The organism is Marivita sp. S2033 (assembly GCF_046592965.1).
Classification (GTDB): Bacteria; Pseudomonadota; Alphaproteobacteria; order Rhodobacterales; family Rhodobacteraceae; genus Marivita.
On record NZ_JBISBV010000011.1, the window covers coordinates 43,700 to 61,229 of the forward strand.

The 17,530-nt window shown below is 61.5% G+C and carries 17 protein-coding genes and 1 tRNA gene; 16 read left to right on the forward strand and 2 right to left on the reverse strand.

Annotation, left to right across the window (positions count from 1 at the left end; all coding sequences use genetic code 11):
* Nucleotides 1–51: 51 nt before the first annotated feature.
* A complete protein-coding gene (locus ACGKZZ_RS15025) occupies nt 52–273 on the reverse strand; it encodes a sulfurtransferase TusA family protein (RefSeq protein WP_411224403.1) in 222 nt (73 codons plus the stop codon).
* Between the two features lie 92 nt (nt 274–365).
* Between ACGKZZ_RS15025 and ACGKZZ_RS15030 the strand changes: the two genes are divergently transcribed.
* A complete protein-coding gene (locus tag ACGKZZ_RS15030) occupies nt 366–1,118 on the forward strand; it encodes a cytochrome c biogenesis CcdA family protein (protein WP_411224404.1) in 753 nt (250 codons plus the stop codon).
* 14 nt (nt 1,119–1,132) lie between these two features.
* Here the strand turns inward: ACGKZZ_RS15030 and ACGKZZ_RS15035 are convergent, their stop codons facing one another.
* Nucleotides 1,133–1,855: a FadR/GntR family transcriptional regulator gene (locus ACGKZZ_RS15035; protein WP_411224405.1), complete on the reverse strand. Its 723-nt coding sequence runs from the start codon at nt 1,853–1,855 to the stop codon at nt 1,133–1,135.
* Nucleotides 1,856–1,922: 67 nt separating this feature from the next.
* Between ACGKZZ_RS15035 and ACGKZZ_RS15040 the strand changes: the two genes are divergently transcribed.
* From ACGKZZ_RS15040 to ACGKZZ_RS15110, 15 genes are all read left to right on the forward strand, one after another.
* Nucleotides 1,923–2,675, forward strand: coding sequence for a DUF2182 domain-containing protein (locus ACGKZZ_RS15040; RefSeq protein ID WP_411224406.1), 753 nt, complete (start codon nt 1,923–1,925; stop codon nt 2,673–2,675).
* Nucleotides 2,676–2,689: 14 nt separating this feature from the next.
* Entirely contained in the window at nt 2,690–3,355 is a 666-nt protein-coding gene (locus ACGKZZ_RS15045) for a DUF1326 domain-containing protein (RefSeq protein WP_411224407.1), read from the forward strand.
* Between the two features lie 98 nt (nt 3,356–3,453).
* A complete protein-coding gene (acuI, locus tag ACGKZZ_RS15050; protein WP_411224408.1) occupies nt 3,454–4,440 on the forward strand; it encodes an acryloyl-CoA reductase in 987 nt (328 codons plus the stop codon).
* Between the two features lie 298 nt (nt 4,441–4,738).
* Nucleotides 4,739–5,152 (forward strand): universal stress protein, encoded by a 414-nt coding sequence (locus tag ACGKZZ_RS15055; protein ID WP_411224409.1) that lies wholly within the window; start codon nt 4,739–4,741, stop codon nt 5,150–5,152.
* Nucleotides 5,153–5,231: 79 nt separating this feature from the next.
* Nucleotides 5,232–6,875, forward strand: a complete 1,644-nt coding sequence (locus tag ACGKZZ_RS15060; RefSeq protein ID WP_411224410.1) for a BCCT family transporter — start codon at nt 5,232–5,234, stop codon at nt 6,873–6,875.
* Between the two features lie 122 nt (nt 6,876–6,997).
* Nucleotides 6,998–8,197 (forward strand): aminotransferase class V-fold PLP-dependent enzyme, encoded by a 1,200-nt coding sequence (locus ACGKZZ_RS15065; RefSeq protein WP_411224411.1) that lies wholly within the window; start codon nt 6,998–7,000, stop codon nt 8,195–8,197.
* 132 nt (nt 8,198–8,329) lie between these two features.
* Nucleotides 8,330–9,745 (forward strand): cryptochrome/photolyase family protein, encoded by a 1,416-nt coding sequence (locus ACGKZZ_RS15070; protein WP_411224412.1) that lies wholly within the window; start codon nt 8,330–8,332, stop codon nt 9,743–9,745.
* Between the two features lie 174 nt (nt 9,746–9,919).
* Nucleotides 9,920–11,128, forward strand: coding sequence for a class I SAM-dependent methyltransferase (locus ACGKZZ_RS15075; RefSeq protein ID WP_411224413.1), 1,209 nt, complete (start codon nt 9,920–9,922; stop codon nt 11,126–11,128).
* A gap of 1 nt (nt 11,129) precedes the next feature.
* The gene (locus ACGKZZ_RS15080) at nt 11,130–11,570 is read left to right on the forward strand and encodes a TrgA family protein (protein ID WP_411224414.1); all 441 of its coding nucleotides are present in this window, start codon (nt 11,130–11,132) and stop codon (nt 11,568–11,570) included.
* A 6-nt stretch (nt 11,571–11,576) separates the two neighbouring features.
* On the forward strand, nt 11,577–12,713 hold the full coding sequence (locus tag ACGKZZ_RS15085; protein WP_411224415.1) for an NUDIX domain-containing protein: 1,137 nt from the start codon (nt 11,577–11,579) through the stop codon (nt 12,711–12,713).
* A 53-nt stretch (nt 12,714–12,766) separates the two neighbouring features.
* Nucleotides 12,767–13,801 (forward strand): cysteine synthase A, encoded by a 1,035-nt coding sequence (locus tag ACGKZZ_RS15090; RefSeq protein WP_411224416.1) that lies wholly within the window; start codon nt 12,767–12,769, stop codon nt 13,799–13,801.
* On the forward strand, nt 13,798–16,176 hold the full coding sequence (locus ACGKZZ_RS15095; RefSeq protein WP_411224417.1) for a DUF3772 domain-containing protein: 2,379 nt from the start codon (nt 13,798–13,800) through the stop codon (nt 16,174–16,176). The genes ACGKZZ_RS15090 and ACGKZZ_RS15095 overlap by 4 nt, the downstream gene beginning before the upstream one ends.
* The gene (locus ACGKZZ_RS15100) at nt 16,173–16,910 is read left to right on the forward strand and encodes an alanyl-tRNA editing protein (protein ID WP_411224418.1); all 738 of its coding nucleotides are present in this window, start codon (nt 16,173–16,175) and stop codon (nt 16,908–16,910) included. The genes ACGKZZ_RS15095 and ACGKZZ_RS15100 overlap by 4 nt, the downstream gene beginning before the upstream one ends.
* Entirely contained in the window at nt 16,907–17,287 is a 381-nt protein-coding gene (locus ACGKZZ_RS15105; RefSeq protein WP_411224419.1) for a hypothetical protein, read from the forward strand. Before ACGKZZ_RS15100 ends, ACGKZZ_RS15105 begins: the two co-directional genes overlap by 4 nt.
* Nucleotides 17,288–17,352: 65 nt before the next feature.
* Nucleotides 17,353–17,442: transfer RNA gene (locus ACGKZZ_RS15110), tRNA-Ser, on the forward strand.
* Nucleotides 17,443–17,530: the final 88 nt, after the last annotated feature.

Sequence of the window (17,530 nt, forward strand, 5' to 3'; positions counted from 1 at the left end):
CGGACAAGTGAAACGAAACGCCCTCGTGTCCTGCACGGGGGCGTTTTTCGTTCAGGCCTTGCGAATGAGCCAGATCATCGCATCGCCGTCCTCGGTGCTTTGAACCAGCGTATGCCCGGCCTCGGCGCAGAAATGCGGCATGTCGATAATGGCAGCGGGATCATCGGTGCGCACGCGCAGTTCGGTGCCCGATGGCAGAGCTATCAGCCGCTTGCGGGCCTTGAGAACGGGCAGGGGGCAAAGCAGCCCGGTGGCATCGAGGTCGGTGTCCATGACCCGGATCTAGGCGGCAGCGGGGGCGCTGTCCACAAGGATGTGACTGTCGGTCGCGTGACACCTGTGGCGGGGTGGCATATGTCGGGGACATGTTGGAATTCCAGATCATAGACGCCGCCCTGTTCCCTGCGATGAGCGTGGCTCTGCTGGCGGGCGCGCTGTCGTTTTTGAGCCCCTGCGTGTTGCCCATCGTGCCGCCCTATCTGGCCTATATGTCGGGCGTCAGCATCGCCGACATGGAGCATGGCGGCGCAGGACGTCGCCGCGCCGTGATGGCGGCGCTGTTCTTCGTGCTGGGGCTGTCGACGATCTTTATCCTGTTGGGCTTCACCGCCTCGATCTTCGGCGCGTTTTTCCTGCAATATCAGACGATTCTGGCGCAGATATCGGGCCTTGTGGTGATTGTCTTCGGTCTGCATTTCCTTGGTGTGTTCCGCATTCCGTTCCTCGATCAGGAAGCGCGGATGGACACCGGAACCCAGGGCGGCTCGGCCTTCGGAGCCTATGTTCTTGGGCTGGCCTTTGCCTTTGGCTGGACGCCGTGCATCGGCCCGCAACTGGGGGCGATCCTGTCGATGGCCGCGTCCGAGGCGTCGGTGACGCGCGGAACGGTCCTGCTGGCGGTCTATGCCGCGGGTCTTGGAATTCCCTTCCTGCTGGCGGCGATGTTCATGACGCGGGCGATGGGGCTGATGAACCGGATCAAGAAGCACATGCGCAAGATCGAGCTTGCGATGGGCGCGTTGCTGGTCGTGGTCGGTCTGGCGCTTGTCACCGGAGCGTTCACGTCGTTCGCCTTCTGGCTGCTTGAGACGTTTCCGGGGCTTGCCTTGTTGGGATAGGTCGGCGCGCGCTATTATTGGGCGCGGGCGTGCAACACGGTTGCCCCCAACTCGACGGTATAGCGTTCCAGCGCTTGCAACGCGCTGTCCACCAATTCTGCGCGCCTGTGTTCCAGCCCTTCGACCATATGCGTGTGCAACCCGATGATTTCGGCGCGTGACCGGGTGGTGAAGGTAATCATGTTCATCAAGGGCTGCATCGCCTCGACACTGCCGGCAAGATGGTAGCTGAGCACCGGATTGCCCGCGCAGTCGACGAGGGTTCGATGGAACGCCACGTCTGATGCGCAGAACGCCTCGTCCGACAACGCCGGATCGGCTTGCAGCGCGATCTGGGCGCGCATGTCCTGCAACTGCGCCGCGCTCCGGCGCGCCGCAGCAAGCGCGGTGCAACTGCGCTCGAGCGCATAGCGGGCTTCGCAGGCGACCTGAAAGCTGACCGCGTTCATGCCAAGCAGCAATGTCGAGGTGGTCACCTGCTGGGCGCGGGCCTCGTCATATGACAGATGGTGGACAAACGCGCCGCCGAATGCGCCGCGCTCGGTGCGGATCAGCGATTGCGCGGCGAGCCGCTTGAGCGCCTCACGCACCGTGGCACGGGACACGCCGTGCTGTTCGGCCAGCTCTGCCTCGGAGGGCAGACGGTCACCGACCAGAAGCCGTCCATCGACGATATCGGAGTGGATGGCTTCGGCGATTTGGGCCGACAGGCTGGGAACGGGTTTCGCATTTTTCATTTGTCTGACATTTAATTGTCTGACACTTCTTGGCAAGAGCCGAGTCGTATCGCGGGGGAGACTGTGCATGTTGGCAGATCGGATCAGACGTATGGGCGCGCCGCACTGGCTGGCGCTCTACGGTCTGGTGCTGGCCTGCTGGGTGCTGCTGGCGCTGATGGCGGTGCCGCCCGATCTGCGCGAGGTCGCGCGGGTCTTCGGTGGCGCGTTCTGGGAGGCGTTTTGCACCACCACACCCGACGCTGCCGGATTTGCACGCCTGTGGGTGATGTGGGCGTTGATGTCGGGCGCGATGATGGCCCCGACCGCCTTGCCCGCCTTTGCCACTTATGACGACCTTGGACACTCGACCGAAACCAATCTCCCAGGGCTGGTGGGCGGCTATCTTGCTGTCTGGCTGGGCTTTGCGGCAGTGGCCGCAGGGTTGCAGATGGCCTTGTTCGCAGCGGGCTGGGTCAGCGCCTTCGGGGACAGCCGGTCGGGCCTGTTGTCAGGCGGATTGCTGGTGCTCGCCGGTGCCTATCAGTTCAGCGCCTTGAGAGAAGCCTGTCTTGCGAAATGCCGGATGCCGGTGACCTTTTTCATGGCCCACTGGAACGACGGCGCATGGCGCAACGGGGTGCGGCTTGGTGCGGTCTGCCTGGGATGCTGCTGGGCGCTGATGCTGCTTGGCTTTGTAGGAGGTGTGATGTCGCTGGCCTTCATGGGGCTGGCGACACTGGTGATGACATTGGAGAAACTGCGCGCCGGGGTGTGGATCACCCGACCGCTGGGGATCGCCCTGATCGTGGCGGGCCTTGGTGTGGCGCTTTGGACATGACAGGGAGAGTTGATATGGCGGAGCTTGGATCCGTGAAGGAAAAGCCGCAGGCGCGGGACAAGCCGGAGATCGCGCCTTGGGCGATCAAGGGAGAGTTGATCCTCAACTGCAATTGCACGGTGTTTTGCCCCTGCGTGGTAAGCCTTGGCAAGCACCCGCCGACCGAAGGCCACTGCCAGACTTGGGGCGGCGTGCGGATCGATTCCGGACATTCCGGCGATATCGATCTGTCGGGGCTGAATATCGGATTGATGATCGAAATTCCCGGCATGATGAGTCGTGGCAACTGGAAGGTGGCGCTGTTCGTCGACGATCGCGCCAGTGACGACGCCTATGACGCGCTGGTGAGTATCTTCAGCGGTGCCGCACGCGGCACGACAGGGCTGTTTCAGGTGTTGGTGAGCGAATTCCTCGGGGCCGAGCGTCAGCCGGTTACCTACGAGACGGAAGGCAAGACGCGCCACATCACTGTCGGGCGCAAGATCCAGGGGGTCGTGCATCCGGTCGGCGGCAAGGATGCGGACAGCGACATCGTGATTTCCAACACCCAATACTGGATGGGGCCGGACATCACCGTGGCGACGGCCACCAAGGGCAAGTTGCGGGCGCATGGCCGGGTCTGGGATTTCGACGGGCGCAGTGCGGAGATTTGCCAGATCGACTGGCACGGACCCAAATAGGGCAAATGGCGGAGCGAGGGGCCAGCCCCTCGCGCTCCCCGAGGTATTTCAGAACCGGAGAAGCCGGGACGGTTTGGTCAGATAGAATGGAGCAAGACATGTTCAATGCGTTGATGGTCGAGAAGGATGAGGACAGCGGCAAGACGAGTGCGTCGGTCAAGCAACTGGCGCTGGACGATTTGCCCGCCGGTGACGTGACCGTGGCGGTCGAGTATTCGACGCTGAACTACAAGGACGGGCTTTGCATCGGCCCCGGCGGCGGGCTGGTGCGCAAGTATCCGCATGTGCCGGGAATCGATTTTGCCGGTACGGTCGAGGCGTCCTCGGATGATCGCTATGCGCCCGGTGACAAGGTTGTGCTGACAGGCTGGCGCGTCGGCGAGGCGCATTGGGGCGGCTATGCGCAAAAGGCGCGGGTCAAGGCGGACTGGCTGGTGCCGCTGCCTGACGGACTGGATACGCGGCGCGCGATGGCGGTGGGAACGGCCGGTTTCACCGCGATGCTGGCGGTGATGGCGATCGAGGATCATGGCATCAAGTCCGGGCCGGTTCTGGTGACAGGCGCAGCGGGTGGAGTCGGGTCGGTGGCGACGGCGATCCTGGCAGAGCTTGGCCACGAGGTGGCGGCGGTGACCGGACGGCCCGAGCAGGCGGACTACCTGAGATCGCTGGGAGCGACGCAGATCGTGGCGCGCGAGGATATCAACGAGACCGTCAAGCGCCCGTTGGAGGGCGAGACCTGGGGCGGTTGTGTCGATGCGGTTGGGGGCGCGATGCTGGCGCGGGTTCTGGGGCAGATGGAATATGGTGCGTCGGTGGCGGCCGTCGGGCTTGCCGGTGGGGCGTCATTGCCCGCCTCGGTGATCCCGTTCCTGCTGCGCGGGGTGAACCTGCTCGGGATCGACAGCGTGCTCCAGCCCTTTGACAACCGCGTGCGCGCCTGGACCCGGATCGCCAAGGATCTGCCGATGGACAAGCTCGACGCGATGGTGCAGATGGCGACCTTGTCGGATTTGCCTGCTTTGGGGGCAGACATCCTCAACGGGCAGGTCAAGGGACGTGTCGTCATCGACGTCAACGGGTGACCCTGTTCGCCCACCCGTCGGCCTGTCGAAGCGACAGGCGGATCGGGGGGTGGCGGCGTGTCGCGCACTGATCTGCGGGTTTTCGATGTATTTGAAATGTCGCAAATGCACCCTTGGCGGTCTCATCGGTTTGCAACGATGCAAGGCTTGCTGTTACGCTTGAACGTCTCTGCGGGCAAATCCGTCACGCCAAGGAGACCGGCGGCGAGGGATGGATCCGGTCATGCACACCGTATCCGGGTTGATCCGCCAAGGCGCGTCACGGCGGATGGCCCGTGGCCAAAACAGGAGGGACGCTGTGTTCAAACGCATTATGGTGCCGGTCGATCTGGCACATAAAAACAAGCTGGATCGGGCGCTGGAGTGTGCGGCGGATCTGGCCAAACGCTATGATGCCATGATCCTGTATGTCGGGGTCACCGCGTCGACACCGGGCGCTGTCGCCCATACGCCCAAGGAGTTCGGCGCCAAGATGGACGCCTTTGCAGCCGAGCAGGCCGAAAAATACGGCGTGTCGGCGGAAGCGGTCACCTTGGTCAGCCACGACCCCAGCGTCGATCTCGACCCCACATTGCTCAAGGCGATCGAGGACAACAACGCCGATCTTGTGGTCATGGCGAGCCATATTCCGAACGTTGCCGATTATATCTGGCCATCTAACGGCGGCACGATCGCCAAGAAGGCCGACGTGTCGGTCATGGTCATCAGGTGAGCTTCGGGACTGCGAATGAAACAGGACGGCAGGCGCGCTGCAACAAGAACCTGCCTGTTTACAACAAGGGAGGCCTTTGATGGCCGATACAAATACCAACCAGGGAATACCCGAACCCGAAGGGGTGTCGCAGGTTATCGATACCGACTATGAAATCGGGCAGGATAACATCGAGACACATATCGGCCCGTTCGGCCTTGATATCCACAACCCGGTCTTTCTGATCTCGGGCATCGGCATTGTCGCCTTCGTGTTCTACACGCTCGTGCTGCCCGAACAGGCGGGGGCGATGTTCGCCTGGAGCTTTGATGTCGTCACCAAAACCTTCGACTGGTTCTTCATCGCATCGGCCAACGTCTTCGTGCTGTTCTGCCTGCTGCTGATCGTTCTTCCAGTGGGATCCGTGCGGCTGGGCGGCGCGGAAGCCACGCCGGATTATTCCTATGTCGGGTGGTTTGCGATGCTGTTCGCGGCGGGCATGGGCATCGGGCTGATGTTTTACGGCGTGTCCGAGCCGATGAGCCATTTCTCGACCTCGCTTGGCGGTCCTGTCTCCGAAGGTGGCGTGCGCACCGACTGGGCGCCGCTGAACGGCGCGGCCGGAAATACCGAAGAAGCGATGCGGCTGGGCTTTGCGGCGACGATCTTTCACTGGGGCTTGCACCCGTGGGCGATCTACGCGGTGGTGGCTTTGGCGCTGGCGCTGTTTTCCTATAACAAGGGCTTGCCGCTGACGATCCGGTCGGCGTTCTATCCCATTCTGGGCGATCGTATCTGGGGCTGGCCGGGGCACATCATCGACATCCTGGCGGTGCTGGCCACGCTGTTCGGCTTGGCGACATCGCTTGGCTTTGGTGCCACGCAGGCCAATGCCGGTCTGAATGAACTCTTCGGAGTGCCGATCGGTTCGACCACCGAAGTGATCCTGATCACGGTGATCACCGCCGTTGCCTTGCTGTCGGTGGTGCGCGGTCTGGACGGCGGGGTGAAAATCCTGTCGGAGATCAACATGGGGCTTGCGGCGCTGCTGCTGTTTTTCGTGCTTCTGGTCGGTCCGACGGTTGCGATCCTGACGGGGTTTGTCGACTATCTGGTGGCGTATTTCCAATATCTGCCGGCGCTTGCCAATCCGATCGGCCGCGAAGACGTGAACTTCAGCCAGGGCTGGACCTCGTTCTACTGGGCGTGGTGGATCAGCTGGTCACCGTTCGTGGGCATGTTCATCGCCCGTGTCAGCCGGGGACGCACGGTGCGCGAGTTCGTCATCTGCGTGCTGTTGATCCCGTCGCTGGTGTGCATCTTGTGGATGTCGGTCTTTGGCGGCGTCGCGGTGCAACAGGTTGTGCAGGATGGCTACACCGCGGCACAGGACGCGCCGCTGGAGCTGAAGCTGTTCAAGATGCTCGACCAGTTGCCGCTGGCCAACATCACCAGCTTTATCGGCATCATTCTGGTGATCGTGTTCTTCGTGACCTCCTCTGACTCGGGGTCCTTGGTGATCGACACGATCACAGCCGGTGGCAAAGTGGACGCACCGGTGCCGCAGCGGGTGTTCTGGTGCATCTTCGAAGGCGCCGTGGCGATTGTCCTGTTGCTTTCGGCGGGGGGCTTGAGTTCGCTGCAATCCATGGTGATCTCGACCGGGCTGCCGTTCACGGTGGTGTTGCTCGTCATGTGTTGGGCGATCTGGAAAGGCCTTGTCGCAGAGCGGCGCGCGCGCTGAGCGCTGAGTCGCAAGACCGGTATCACCCCGTCCCGGCCTGCGCGCCGGGGCGGGGTTTTCTTGTGCGATCGACTTGATTTGTCGGCACGCGCGGGGTCACTTGCGGGCAAAGGAGTTTTGACATGCTAGATACCGATTTCGTGCGCGCCCAGTTTCCGGCGTTTACCGAAGAGTCCCTTCAGGGACAGGCGTTTTTTGAGAATGCCGGCGGCTCTTATGCCTGTGCCCCGGTCATCGACCGGCTGACGCGGTTTTACAGGCAGCGTAAGGTTCAGCCCTACGGGCCGTACGACGCCTCGCGACTGGGGGGAGAGGAGATGGACGAGGCCCGGCGGCGTCTGGCGGGGCTTTTGGGCGTCGACACGGACGAAGTCAGCTTTGGCCCCTCGACCACGCAGAACACCTATGTGCTGGCACAGGCGTTTCGCCGGTTCCTGTCACCCGGCGACGCCATCATCGTGACGAACCAGGACCACGAGGCCAATACCGGCCCCTGGCGGCGCCTGGCGGATGAGGGGATCGAGCTGCGCGAGTGGCAGATTGACCCCGATACCGGACATCTTGATGTGGCGGACCTCGAAGCCTTGCTGGACGAAAAGGTCCGGCTGGTCTGTTTTCCCCATTGCTCCAACGTGGTGGGAGAGATCAACCCGGTTCTCGACATCACCGCGTTGTGCCATGCGGCAGGGGCGTTTGTTTGCGTTGACGGCGTAAGCTACGCACCGCACGGTTTTGCCGATGTCGGGCAGCTGGGGCCGGATATCTATCTGTTTTCAAGCTATAAGACCTATGGTCCGCATCAGGGGATCATGGTGATCCGCCGCGCGCTGGGAGAGATGTTGCCAAATCAGGGGCATTTCTTCAACGCAGGCAGCCTCTACAAGCGGTTCACACCTGCCGGGCCGGATCACGCGCAGGTCGCGGCCTGTGCGGGGATGGTGGATTATGTCGAGGCGTTGGGCGCGCATCATGGAGTTGCCTCGGAGGGGGTGCATGACCTGATGCGCACCCATGAGATCGCGCTGCTGCAACCGCTGCTGGACGCGGTGAAGTCGCGCAATTCGGTTCGCCTTCTTGGTCCGTCCGATGCCGCGTCGCGCGCGCCGACGGTGGCGCTGGCGCTCAACCGTCCGGCGGGCGAGGTGGCGACGGAACTGGCGGCGCGCGGGGTCATGTGCGGCGGCGGAGACTTTTATGCCCGCCGTGCGTTGGAAGCGATGGGTGTTGATCTCGAACGCGGTGTGCTGCGGCTGAGCTTTGTGCACTACACGTCGCAAGACGAGATCGACAAACTGATCGAGGCGCTGGATGACGTGTTGTGATGGGGGGGCTCTGCCCCCGGCGCGGTGCGCCTCCCCCGAGGTATTTTCGGCCCAAAGAAACCCCGATCATGGTTTGACCTTTGCCGACATCCGATTAGCTCGACGGTGTAAATCTGGCACGGGAGGTGACCCATGGCTGACCCGACACTGGTCTGGATCAGGCGCGATCTGCGCATGAGCGATCACGCGGCGTTGAGCGCTGCCGTGGCGCGCGGAGGGCCGGTGGTTCCGGTCTTCGTGTGCGACGATCTCGTGACCGGCCTGGGTGCTGCGCCGAAGTGGCGGTTCGGGCTGGGGATCGAGTGCTTTGGCGCCGCGCTGAAGGACAAAGGCAGTCGGCTGATCCTGCGCGCAGGGGATGCGCGCGTGGTGATCCCGGCACTGGTCAAAGAGACCGGTGCGGGGGCCGTCTATTGGCAGCGCGCCTATGACCCGGCCTCGATCGAGCGCGACACGGATGTGAAGGCCACGCTCAAGGACATGGGTTGCGAGGTCGAGAGTTTCACCGGCCATGTGATGTTCGAGCCGTGGACCGTCGAAACCCAGCAGGGCGGTTTTTACAAGGTCTATACGCCGTTCTGGAAATCGGTGCGCGACAGGTCGGTGCCGGAACCCGTTGCTGCGCCGTCTGATGTGCCAGCGCCCGATGTCTGGCCCGACAGCGATACGCTTGAGGACTGGGATCTAGGTGCCGCGATGGATCGCGGCGCCGACATTGTTCGCCCGTTCGTGCAACTGGGCGAGGGCGCGGCGCAATCGCGGCTGGGGGCGTTCATGGCGTCCAAGGTGGCGGATTACGAGACAACGCGCGATATTCCGGGTCTCGACGGAACGTCGAACCTGTCGGAAAACCTGAGCCTTGGAGAGATCAGCCCGGCGCAATGCTGGCACGCGGGCCAGCGCGCGAAAGACGAGGGCAAGGCCGGCGCGCAGACTTTTTTGAAGGAGCTGGTCTGGCGTGAATTTGCCTATCATCTGATGTGGCATACACCGCGCATCCTTACGGACAACTGGCGCGAGGACTGGGACGCGTTTCCGTGGAACGAGGACGAACGCCGTGCCGAGGTCAAGGCGTGGAAACAGGGGCGCACCGGCATCCGGTTTGTCGATGCGGCGATGCGCGAGATGTATGTGACGGGAAGGATGCACAATCGCGGACGGATGATCGTCGCGAGCTATCTGACGAAACATCTGCTGTGCCATTGGCAGATCGGGCTGGACTGGTTCGAGGACTGCCTGATCGACTGGGATCCGGCCTCCAACGCGATGGGATGGCAGTGGTCGGCAGGCTCCGGGCCGGATGCGACGCCGTATTTCCGCGTCTTCAATCCGGTGACTCAACTGGACAAGTTCGACAAGGATCGGGACTATGTCAGCCGGTGGATTGCCGAAGGATACGATACCCCGCACGAAGATGCGCTGGCGTATTTCAAGGCCATTCCGCGATCGTGGTCGATGACACCCGAAAGCGACTATCCCGACCCGATCGTGGCGCCGGACGAGGGCCGCAAACGTGCGCTTGAGGCCTATCAGGATCGCGATTTCTGAATATTGACCGGGCGTGCGAGGCATCCATTTACCATGACGCGCGCGCTAAAAACTCCGGCTTACGTTCTGTTTTGACTTGCCTTTGTTGATCTGACGCTAATTCCCGTTAAGACTTGCCTGCCGACACGACCTGTCGGACGGTAGATTTCGGTAATTTCCACGGACTCAACACACATGATCCTGACCTCGACGCATGACCAACCCGATCTTCCGCGCTATTTCCCGCAGGTTTTCGCCATGGCGGACAAACTGCGCAAAGGGCGGATCGATTTTATCCTGCCCGATGGCCGCCATTTCCGGGCCGACGGCGCGGAGCCGGGACTCGTGGCCGAAGTGCATGTGCACAACACCGAATTGTTCGCGCGTCTGATCCGCGATGGTGATCTCGGCTTCAGCGACGCCTATCTCGACGGGTGGTGGAGCACGCCGGATCTTCAGGCGTTCATGGATTTCCTGCACGGCGAAAACAACGAGGTGTATGACGGCTTTCCGGCGATGAGCCTCGTGCGCTGGTACGAGCAGTTGCGGTTTTGGCTGCAATCCAATTCCAAGCGTCAGGCGAAACGGAACATCCGGCATCATTACGATCTGGGAAACGCATTTTACGGGCTTTGGCTCGATGATACCATGACCTATTCCTCGGCTTTGTTCGAGACGGGGCAGGAAAGCACCGAGAAGGCGCAGATCGCCAAGTACGAAAGCATGGTCGATCAGATGGGCGCGCAACCGGGGGATCATGTGCTTGAGATCGGCTGCGGTTGGGGCGGATTTGCCGAATACGCGGCGCGCGAACGGGGGTTGCGGGTGACCGGGCTGACCATCAGCGACGAGCAGTACCGATATGCCGTGGAGCGGATCGCCAAGGCGGGATTGTCGGATCGTGTGACCTTCAAGTTGCAGGATTACCGAGATGAGACCGGCCAATATGACGGCATCGCGTCGATCGAGATGTTCGAAGCGGTGGGGCAAAAATACTGGCCCACCTATTTCAAATCGGTGAAGGACTGCTTGAAACCCGGCAAGAGCGCAACACTCCAGATCATTACCGTGGAAGAGACGCGCTGGGAGATTTACAACCGAGGCGTTGATTTCATTCAGAAATATATCTTTCCGGGCGGGATGTTGCCCAGCCCCTCGGTGTTGCGGCGCGAAATCGAGGCGGCGGGCCTCAAGGTGGCGCGCTCGATCGAGTTTGGCGAAAGCTATAGCCTGACACTGCGGCGCTGGCATGAGACGTTCAATGAAAAGTGGGAGCAGGTGGCCCAGCTTGGATTTGACGATAGATTCCGGCGAATGTGGAATTTTTATCTGACCTCTTGCGCGGCGACATTTCATAGCGGAAACTGCGATGTGACGCAGATAACCATCACGAGACCGACCTGACATGCCCACAGCCGCCAAGACGATCGCAGCATTGTGTATGGCGGCCTTGGCGTTTCTGGCATCGGAACTTGTGAAGACCCTGATGCCGGACATTCAGAATTTCGGCAATTTCTCGATCTTCAATGCGGTGGTTGGGATCGTTGTCGGCTGGTTCGTCGTGGGACACCGGGCCGGGCGCGGCACCAAGGATGCGATCGGCAACGGGCTGACAGGGGTTGCTGCGTTGATCTTCTGGACGCTGTTCATGCAGGCCGGATACAGGATGGTCCAGCAATCGCTGAAGCACCGCTATGACGGTCCGGTCGAAGCCTTCGCCGCGATCTTCGAGATCGGGATCGAATATGGGTCTCTTTTGATGAATCCGATGATGATCGCGGTGTTCCTGTTTGGCGCGTTGATCACCGGATACTTGTCGGAATACGCCGCCCGGCATTGGAGATAGCGCGGTGTGACGGCACTGTTTTTCTATGGAACCTTATGTCATGTCCCGCTTCTCGAAGCGGTTGTCGGCGCAGCCCCCGGCGCGCTGGATGCGCGGTTGAGCACAGCCGTCCTGCCGGGACATCTTGTGTCATGGGTGAAGAACGAAGCCTATCCGATGATCGAGGCCGTACCGGGATGCGATGCGACCGGGGTGCTGTTCTCGGATGTCACAGAGGATGAAGAAGCGCGCCTAAGTTATTATGAAGGCGCGTTTTCCTATCATTTGAGCGAAGTTCTGGTGCGCTCTGACGACAGCGAGCGGACGGCGCTGTGTTATTACCCGATGTCGGCAAAGGAAACGCGCGGTGCGGATTGGGTTCTCGCCGATTGGGTGCGGGTCTGGGGTGAGATGGCGGTGTCTGCAGCCAAGGATGTGATGGCGCGGCGGGGGCGGTATGACGCAGAGACTGCGGCTGGATTGCGCCCGTTTCTCATGGCGCGGCACTGGTCCAGAATGTTGGCACGCGACACTCCGACGCCGGCATCGCTGCGCTACACCCCCGATCCTGGCGACGTGACCGTTCACGAACGTCTGCCGGGATTTCGCGGCTTTTTCGAATTGGCGGAGTTTCGGCTTGATCATCGCCGGTTTGATGGAACGCGCAGCCCGGTGGTAACGCGCGAGGCGTTTCTGGCATTCGACGCGGCGCTGGTGCTGCCCTATGATCCGAAGCTGGATCAAGTTCTTTTGATCGAACAACTGCGCTTTGGTCCATTATGGCGAAGTGATCCGCGTCCTTGGGTTTTCGAGCCGATCGCCGGATTGGTCGATGCAGGCGAACGCCCGGCGGATACGGCACGGCGCGAGGCCATCGAGGAAAGCGGATTGAAGCTCGGGGATCTGGAGCCGATGGTGCAAGTCTATGCATCTCCGGGCTATTCCACCGAATATTTCCATTGTTTTCTGGGGGTTACGGACCTTTCCAACTTTACGGCCAGCGAAAATGGCTTGGCGTCCGAGCACGAGGATATCCGCAGCCATATCCTGCCGTTCGACACGGCCATGGGTTTTGTCGATACGGGCGAAATCAACGCAGGCCCGCTTGTCATGATGCTGTTGTGGCTGTCGGCGCAGCGCGCGAGGCTGCGGGCGGCTGCTTGAGTTTCACGCGCGGCGCGCCTACACCTCGCAGGGACATTCTGAATGGAGGCATCATGCGTTTTGCAGGCGAATTGGCCGAGGCTATCGGCAACACTCCGTTAATCAAACTGCGCAAAGCCAGCGAACAGACAGGCTGCACCATTCTGGGCAAGGCGGAATTCATGAATCCGGGCCAGTCGGTCAAGGATCGCGCCGCGCTTTTCATCATCAAGGATGCGCTGGAGAAAGGGCTGCTGAAACCCGGCGGCACGATTGTCGAAGGCACCGCCGGCAACACCGGCATCGGGCTTGCCCTGGTGGGCGCGTCGATGGGATTCAAGACGATCATCGTCATTCCCGAAACGCAAAGTCAGGAAAAGAAGGACATGTTGCGCCTCGCGGGTGCCCAATTGGTTGAAGTTCCGGCGGCGCCCTATCGCAACCCGAACAACTATGTGCGCTATTCGGGTCGGCTGGCGAAAGAGATCGCCAAGTCCGCGCCGAATGGGGCGATCTGGGCCAACCAGTTCGACAACACCGCCAACCGGCGTGCGCATGTCGAAACCACTGCGCCCGAGATCTGGGATCAGACGGCTGGCAAGGTCGATGGCTTTGTTTGCGCCGTGGGATCGGGCGGCACGCTGGCGGGCGTGGCCGAGGAATTGCAGCCCAGGGGCGTGAAGATCGGACTGGCCGACCCGATGGGAGCGGCGCTTTATTCGTTTTACACCACCGGAGAGTTCAGCTCCGAAGGTGACTCGATCACCGAAGGCATCGGGCAGGGGCGTATTACCGCGAACCTCGAAGGCTTTTCGCCGGATTTCTGCTACCAGATCCCCGACGATGAGGCGCTGCCGATCGTGTTCGATCTGCTGGCCGAAGAGGGGCTGTGCCTTGGCGGATCTTCGGGCATCAACGTGGCGGGAGCCATCCGCATGGCCAAGGATCTCGGGCCGGGACATACCATCGTGACGATCCTGTGCGATTACGGAACGCGCTATCAGTCCAAGCTGTTCAATCCGGCGTTCCTGAAGGACAAGGGATTGCCGGTGCCCGAGTGGATGGACGCACCCGAGCCCAACATCCCGGCGGTCTTTGAAGACGTATGACGGCACTACTTTCAGTGTTCAGGCTTGTCGCGCTTGTCGTGGTGCTGGCGGCGTCGGCCGTTTGGGCGCAGACCGATGAGTTAGATTACGACGCGTGGCAGGAGCTTGCGCAACGGGCCGAGGCGGCTGTCGAATCCGATAGCGCGTCGGACGGTGCGCTTGAGGATTTGCGGCTTGAGGTATCGACCTATCGCGACCAGTTCCTGAAGCAGAAAAGCGTCAATGATCCGCGACTTGCCACATTGAAATCGCAACTCGACGCGCTTGGCCCGGTGCCCGAAAGCGGCAGTGATTTCGAAGAAATTTCCAAGCGCCGCGAGGAACTGGAAAGCCAGATTGCGGAACTGAACGCACCTGTGCGGCGCGCCGAGGAGGCCTATAACCGCGCCAACGGCCTGATTGCCGAGATCGACGAGATCATCCGCTCGCGCCAAACTGACGCGATGCTGACGCGCGGACCGTCGCCCATTGATCTGCGCGAATGGCCCCCGGCGCTGCGCGAACTGATCACGCCGCTGGCACAGGTCAACGACAATATCAGCACCAACTGGAACAATCCGGCGCGGCGTCAGGAAATGTCGGACAACCTGGCGATCATTGTGGGAATGATCCTCGCCGCGCTGTTGCTGCTGTTTCGGGCCCCCAAACACATCCGCTCGTTCGCGCATTGGGCCAAGGCGCGAACCGTGCGGGGAACCGGGTTCTGGCCGACCATGCTGGCACTGGCGCGCGTCATCGTTTCGGTGACCGGGCTTGGCTTGCTTGTCCATGCACTTGTGCTGACCGACATGCTGGGGCCACTTGGCCAACAGCTGATCTATCTGATGCCGGTGATCCTCTTTGTCGTCTTGATTGCGCGGTGGCTGGCTGCCGAGACATTCTCCGACGACGACGATGAGAGCACCATCAACCTCACGCCCGAGCGCCGGACGGCGGCGCGCTATTATGTCAACCTTCTGGCGTGGTTTCTGGCGCTTAGCCTGTTCCTGTCCATCATGGACGAGATTGCCGGCTGGTCCGAGCAGACGCTGCCGATCCTTAGCTTTCCGGTGCATATCCTGTGCGGTGCGCTGCTGTTCCGTCTGGGCCAGTTCCTGCGCATGTCGGGCGTCAGCAATCTTGAGGAAACAGACGACGACGCGGTGCATCTGACCTTTCCATCGCGGCTGGCGCGACTCGCGGGGCAGGGTGCCATGCTGGTTGGGATCGGCGCGCCGATCTTGTCGGCGATCGGATATTTCAACATCGCCCATGCAACCATTTTTCCAACCATTCAGACGCTGGGCCTGTTTGCGTTTCTCTTGATCCTGCAACGGCTGGGACGCGGCCTTTACCACCTCCTCACCGGACATCAACTCGATGACGAAAACAGCCTGTTGCCGGTGATTTCGGGTGCCGTTCTGACCTTGGTGTCGTTGCCATTCCTCGCCCTCATCTGGGGCGCGCGGGTGGCCGATCTGACGGAGCTCTGGACCCGGTTCCAGATCGGATTCACCTTTGGTGACACACGGATCGCGCCGGGCGATTTCCTCACCTTCGCGATCGTGTTCATGATCGGGTATGTGTTGACGCGGCTGTTGCAGGGCGGCCTTCGCGGATCGGTCCTGCCGAAAACCAAGATCGACCGAGGCGGGCAGACCGCAATCGTCGCCGGCACCGGATATCTGGGCATTTTTCTTGCCGCAATCGTGGCCATCACGTCAGCCGGGATCGACCTGACCGCGCTGGCCTTCGTTGCCGGTGCGCTGTCCGTCGGTATCGGTTTCGGCCTTCAGAACATCGTGCAGAACTTCGTGTCCGGGATCATCCTGTTGATCGAGCGTCCGATCTCGGAAGGGGACTGGATCGAGGTCAACGGTCAGCACGGCATCGTGCGCGATATCTCGGTGCGTTCCACCCGGATCGAGACTTTTGACCGCACCGACCTGATCGTGCCCAATGCCGATCTGGTGTCGAACTCGGTCACCAACTACACGCGCGGCAACGTTCTGGGGCGTCTGGTGGTTGAAATCGGCGTTGCCTACGGATCGGACACGCGCAAGGTCGAACAGGTGCTTTTCAACGTGGCGCGCAATCACGACATGGTCCTGATGAACCCGGAGCCATCGGTTCTGTTCAAGGGGTTCGGCGCGGATTCGCTTGATTTCGACCTGCGGATGATCCTGTTTGACGTGAACATGATCGTCGACGTGCGCACCGAGATCAATCACCAGATCTACGAGGCCTTCAAGCGCGAAGGTATCGAGATTCCCTTTGCGCAGCGCGATGTCTGGCTCCGCAATCCGGAAGTCCTCATGGCGGGCAAGGACGATACGAAAGCGCCCGACACAGCCACACCCGAGATCGACACCGACGCGAAGGAGCCTCGGACATGAGCCAAACGCTGAATGAGTTCGAGCCGCATTATCGCAGCGATCCCTACGCGCGCGATCTGAGCGCCAAAGTCACTACGCACACGCCGGAAGGCGGCGTCGTGCTTGATGCGTCGATCTTTTATCCCACCGGCGGCGGACAACCCGGCGACAGCGGATGGATCGACTGGGACGGCCAGTCGCTGTCCATCGCAACTGCTGTCAAGGGAGAGCGGGGCGCCAGTGTGCTGGTCCCGTCCGAGCCGACCCGCCTGCCGCCCATCGGTGCCCATGTGGTGCAGCGCCTCGACTGGGAACGACGCCACCGTCACATGCGCATTCACACCGCGCTGCATCTGCTGTCCGTCGTCATACCGCTGCCCGTGACCGGCGGTGCCATCGGGGCAGGGCGCGGACGGCTCGATTTCATGATGCCCGAACCACCCGAAGATCGCGACGCGTTGGAGCGCGAACTCAACCGTCTGATCGACCGGGATTACATTGTCAGCGATGGCTGGATCACCGAGTCCGAACTTGATGCCAACCCGTCGCTTGTCAAAACCATGTCCGTGCAGCCACCGCGCGGAGCGGGCCGTATCCGTCTGGTGCGCATCGGTGACGAGGAAGTGCAGGTTGATCTGCAACCCTGCGGTGGCACCCATGTCGCGCGCACCGGAGAAATCGGGCGCGTGATCCTCGGCAAGATCGAAAACAAGGGCAAGCAAAACCGCCGCGTCAACATTTCGCTTGAGCAATGATGTCGCGCTGGCTTCTGCTGTTCACCGGATGCTTCGCGATTTCGATCGGGCTGGTCTTGTTGATCGCTCCGCAAAGCTATCTCGGCCTCTACGCTGTCAATTACACGCCCGACATGGACTTTGCCGCACGCCGCTTTTCCCCGGCGGTTCTGGGTCTCGGCGCGTTGCTGCTGATCGCGCGGAACTTGCCCGGGAGCAGGTTCCTGGCGAACCTGTGCCTGATCACCGGCCTGGTCTTTCTGGGCGTAGCGGCAACCGGACTGCACGCCTGGCTTGGCGGAACCGCGCGCGCCACGATCCTGATCGCCGCCGCAACCGAGGTGACACTCGCCGCATTGTTTTTGGTCGCGGCGTCCCAAATCCGCAAATCCCGATGAATTGAGCTGAAATACCTCGATAATCGCTCTTGCATCCCCCCCGCGGTTTCTCCTAAACAGCCCTCGGACAGGTGGCCGAGTGGTCGAAGGCGCGCGCCTGGAAAGTGCGTAGGCGGGAGACCGTCTCGAGGGTTCGAATCCCTTCCTGTCCGCCACTTGCCCCAGCGAAAGCGTTCTCCCGGTCCGGCTGCGGCTGGATTTTTCCGTTGTTTTCGAGGGTTATGAGGGAGGGGCTGAACACTG

What these genes read in the sequence shown, in the direction of transcription:
- ACGKZZ_RS15025 (WP_411224403.1), bottom strand. Translation starts at nt 273, where the DNA reads ATGGACACCGACCTCGATGCCACCGGGCTGCTTTGCCCCCTGCCCGTT.
- ACGKZZ_RS15030 (WP_411224404.1), top strand. Translation starts at nt 366, where the DNA reads ATGTTGGAATTCCAGATCATAGACGCCGCCCTGTTCCCTGCGATGAGC.
- ACGKZZ_RS15035 (WP_411224405.1), bottom strand. Translation starts at nt 1,855, where the DNA reads ATGAAAAATGCGAAACCCGTTCCCAGCCTGTCGGCCCAAATCGCCGAA.
- ACGKZZ_RS15040 (WP_411224406.1), top strand. Translation starts at nt 1,923, where the DNA reads ATGTTGGCAGATCGGATCAGACGTATGGGCGCGCCGCACTGGCTGGCG.
- ACGKZZ_RS15045 (WP_411224407.1), top strand. Translation starts at nt 2,690, where the DNA reads ATGGCGGAGCTTGGATCCGTGAAGGAAAAGCCGCAGGCGCGGGACAAG.
- acuI (WP_411224408.1), top strand. Translation starts at nt 3,454, where the DNA reads ATGTTCAATGCGTTGATGGTCGAGAAGGATGAGGACAGCGGCAAGACG.
- ACGKZZ_RS15060 (WP_411224410.1), top strand. Translation starts at nt 5,232, where the DNA reads ATGGCCGATACAAATACCAACCAGGGAATACCCGAACCCGAAGGGGTG.
- ACGKZZ_RS15065 (WP_411224411.1), top strand. Translation starts at nt 6,998, where the DNA reads ATGCTAGATACCGATTTCGTGCGCGCCCAGTTTCCGGCGTTTACCGAA.
- ACGKZZ_RS15070 (WP_411224412.1), top strand. Translation starts at nt 8,330, where the DNA reads ATGGCTGACCCGACACTGGTCTGGATCAGGCGCGATCTGCGCATGAGC.
- ACGKZZ_RS15075 (WP_411224413.1), top strand. Translation starts at nt 9,920, where the DNA reads ATGATCCTGACCTCGACGCATGACCAACCCGATCTTCCGCGCTATTTC.
- ACGKZZ_RS15080 (WP_411224414.1), top strand. Translation starts at nt 11,130, where the DNA reads ATGCCCACAGCCGCCAAGACGATCGCAGCATTGTGTATGGCGGCCTTG.
- ACGKZZ_RS15090 (WP_411224416.1), top strand. Translation starts at nt 12,767, where the DNA reads ATGCGTTTTGCAGGCGAATTGGCCGAGGCTATCGGCAACACTCCGTTA.
- ACGKZZ_RS15095 (WP_411224417.1), top strand. Translation starts at nt 13,798, where the DNA reads ATGACGGCACTACTTTCAGTGTTCAGGCTTGTCGCGCTTGTCGTGGTG.
- ACGKZZ_RS15100 (WP_411224418.1), top strand. Translation starts at nt 16,173, where the DNA reads ATGAGCCAAACGCTGAATGAGTTCGAGCCGCATTATCGCAGCGATCCC.
- ACGKZZ_RS15105 (WP_411224419.1), top strand. Translation starts at nt 16,907, where the DNA reads ATGATGTCGCGCTGGCTTCTGCTGTTCACCGGATGCTTCGCGATTTCG.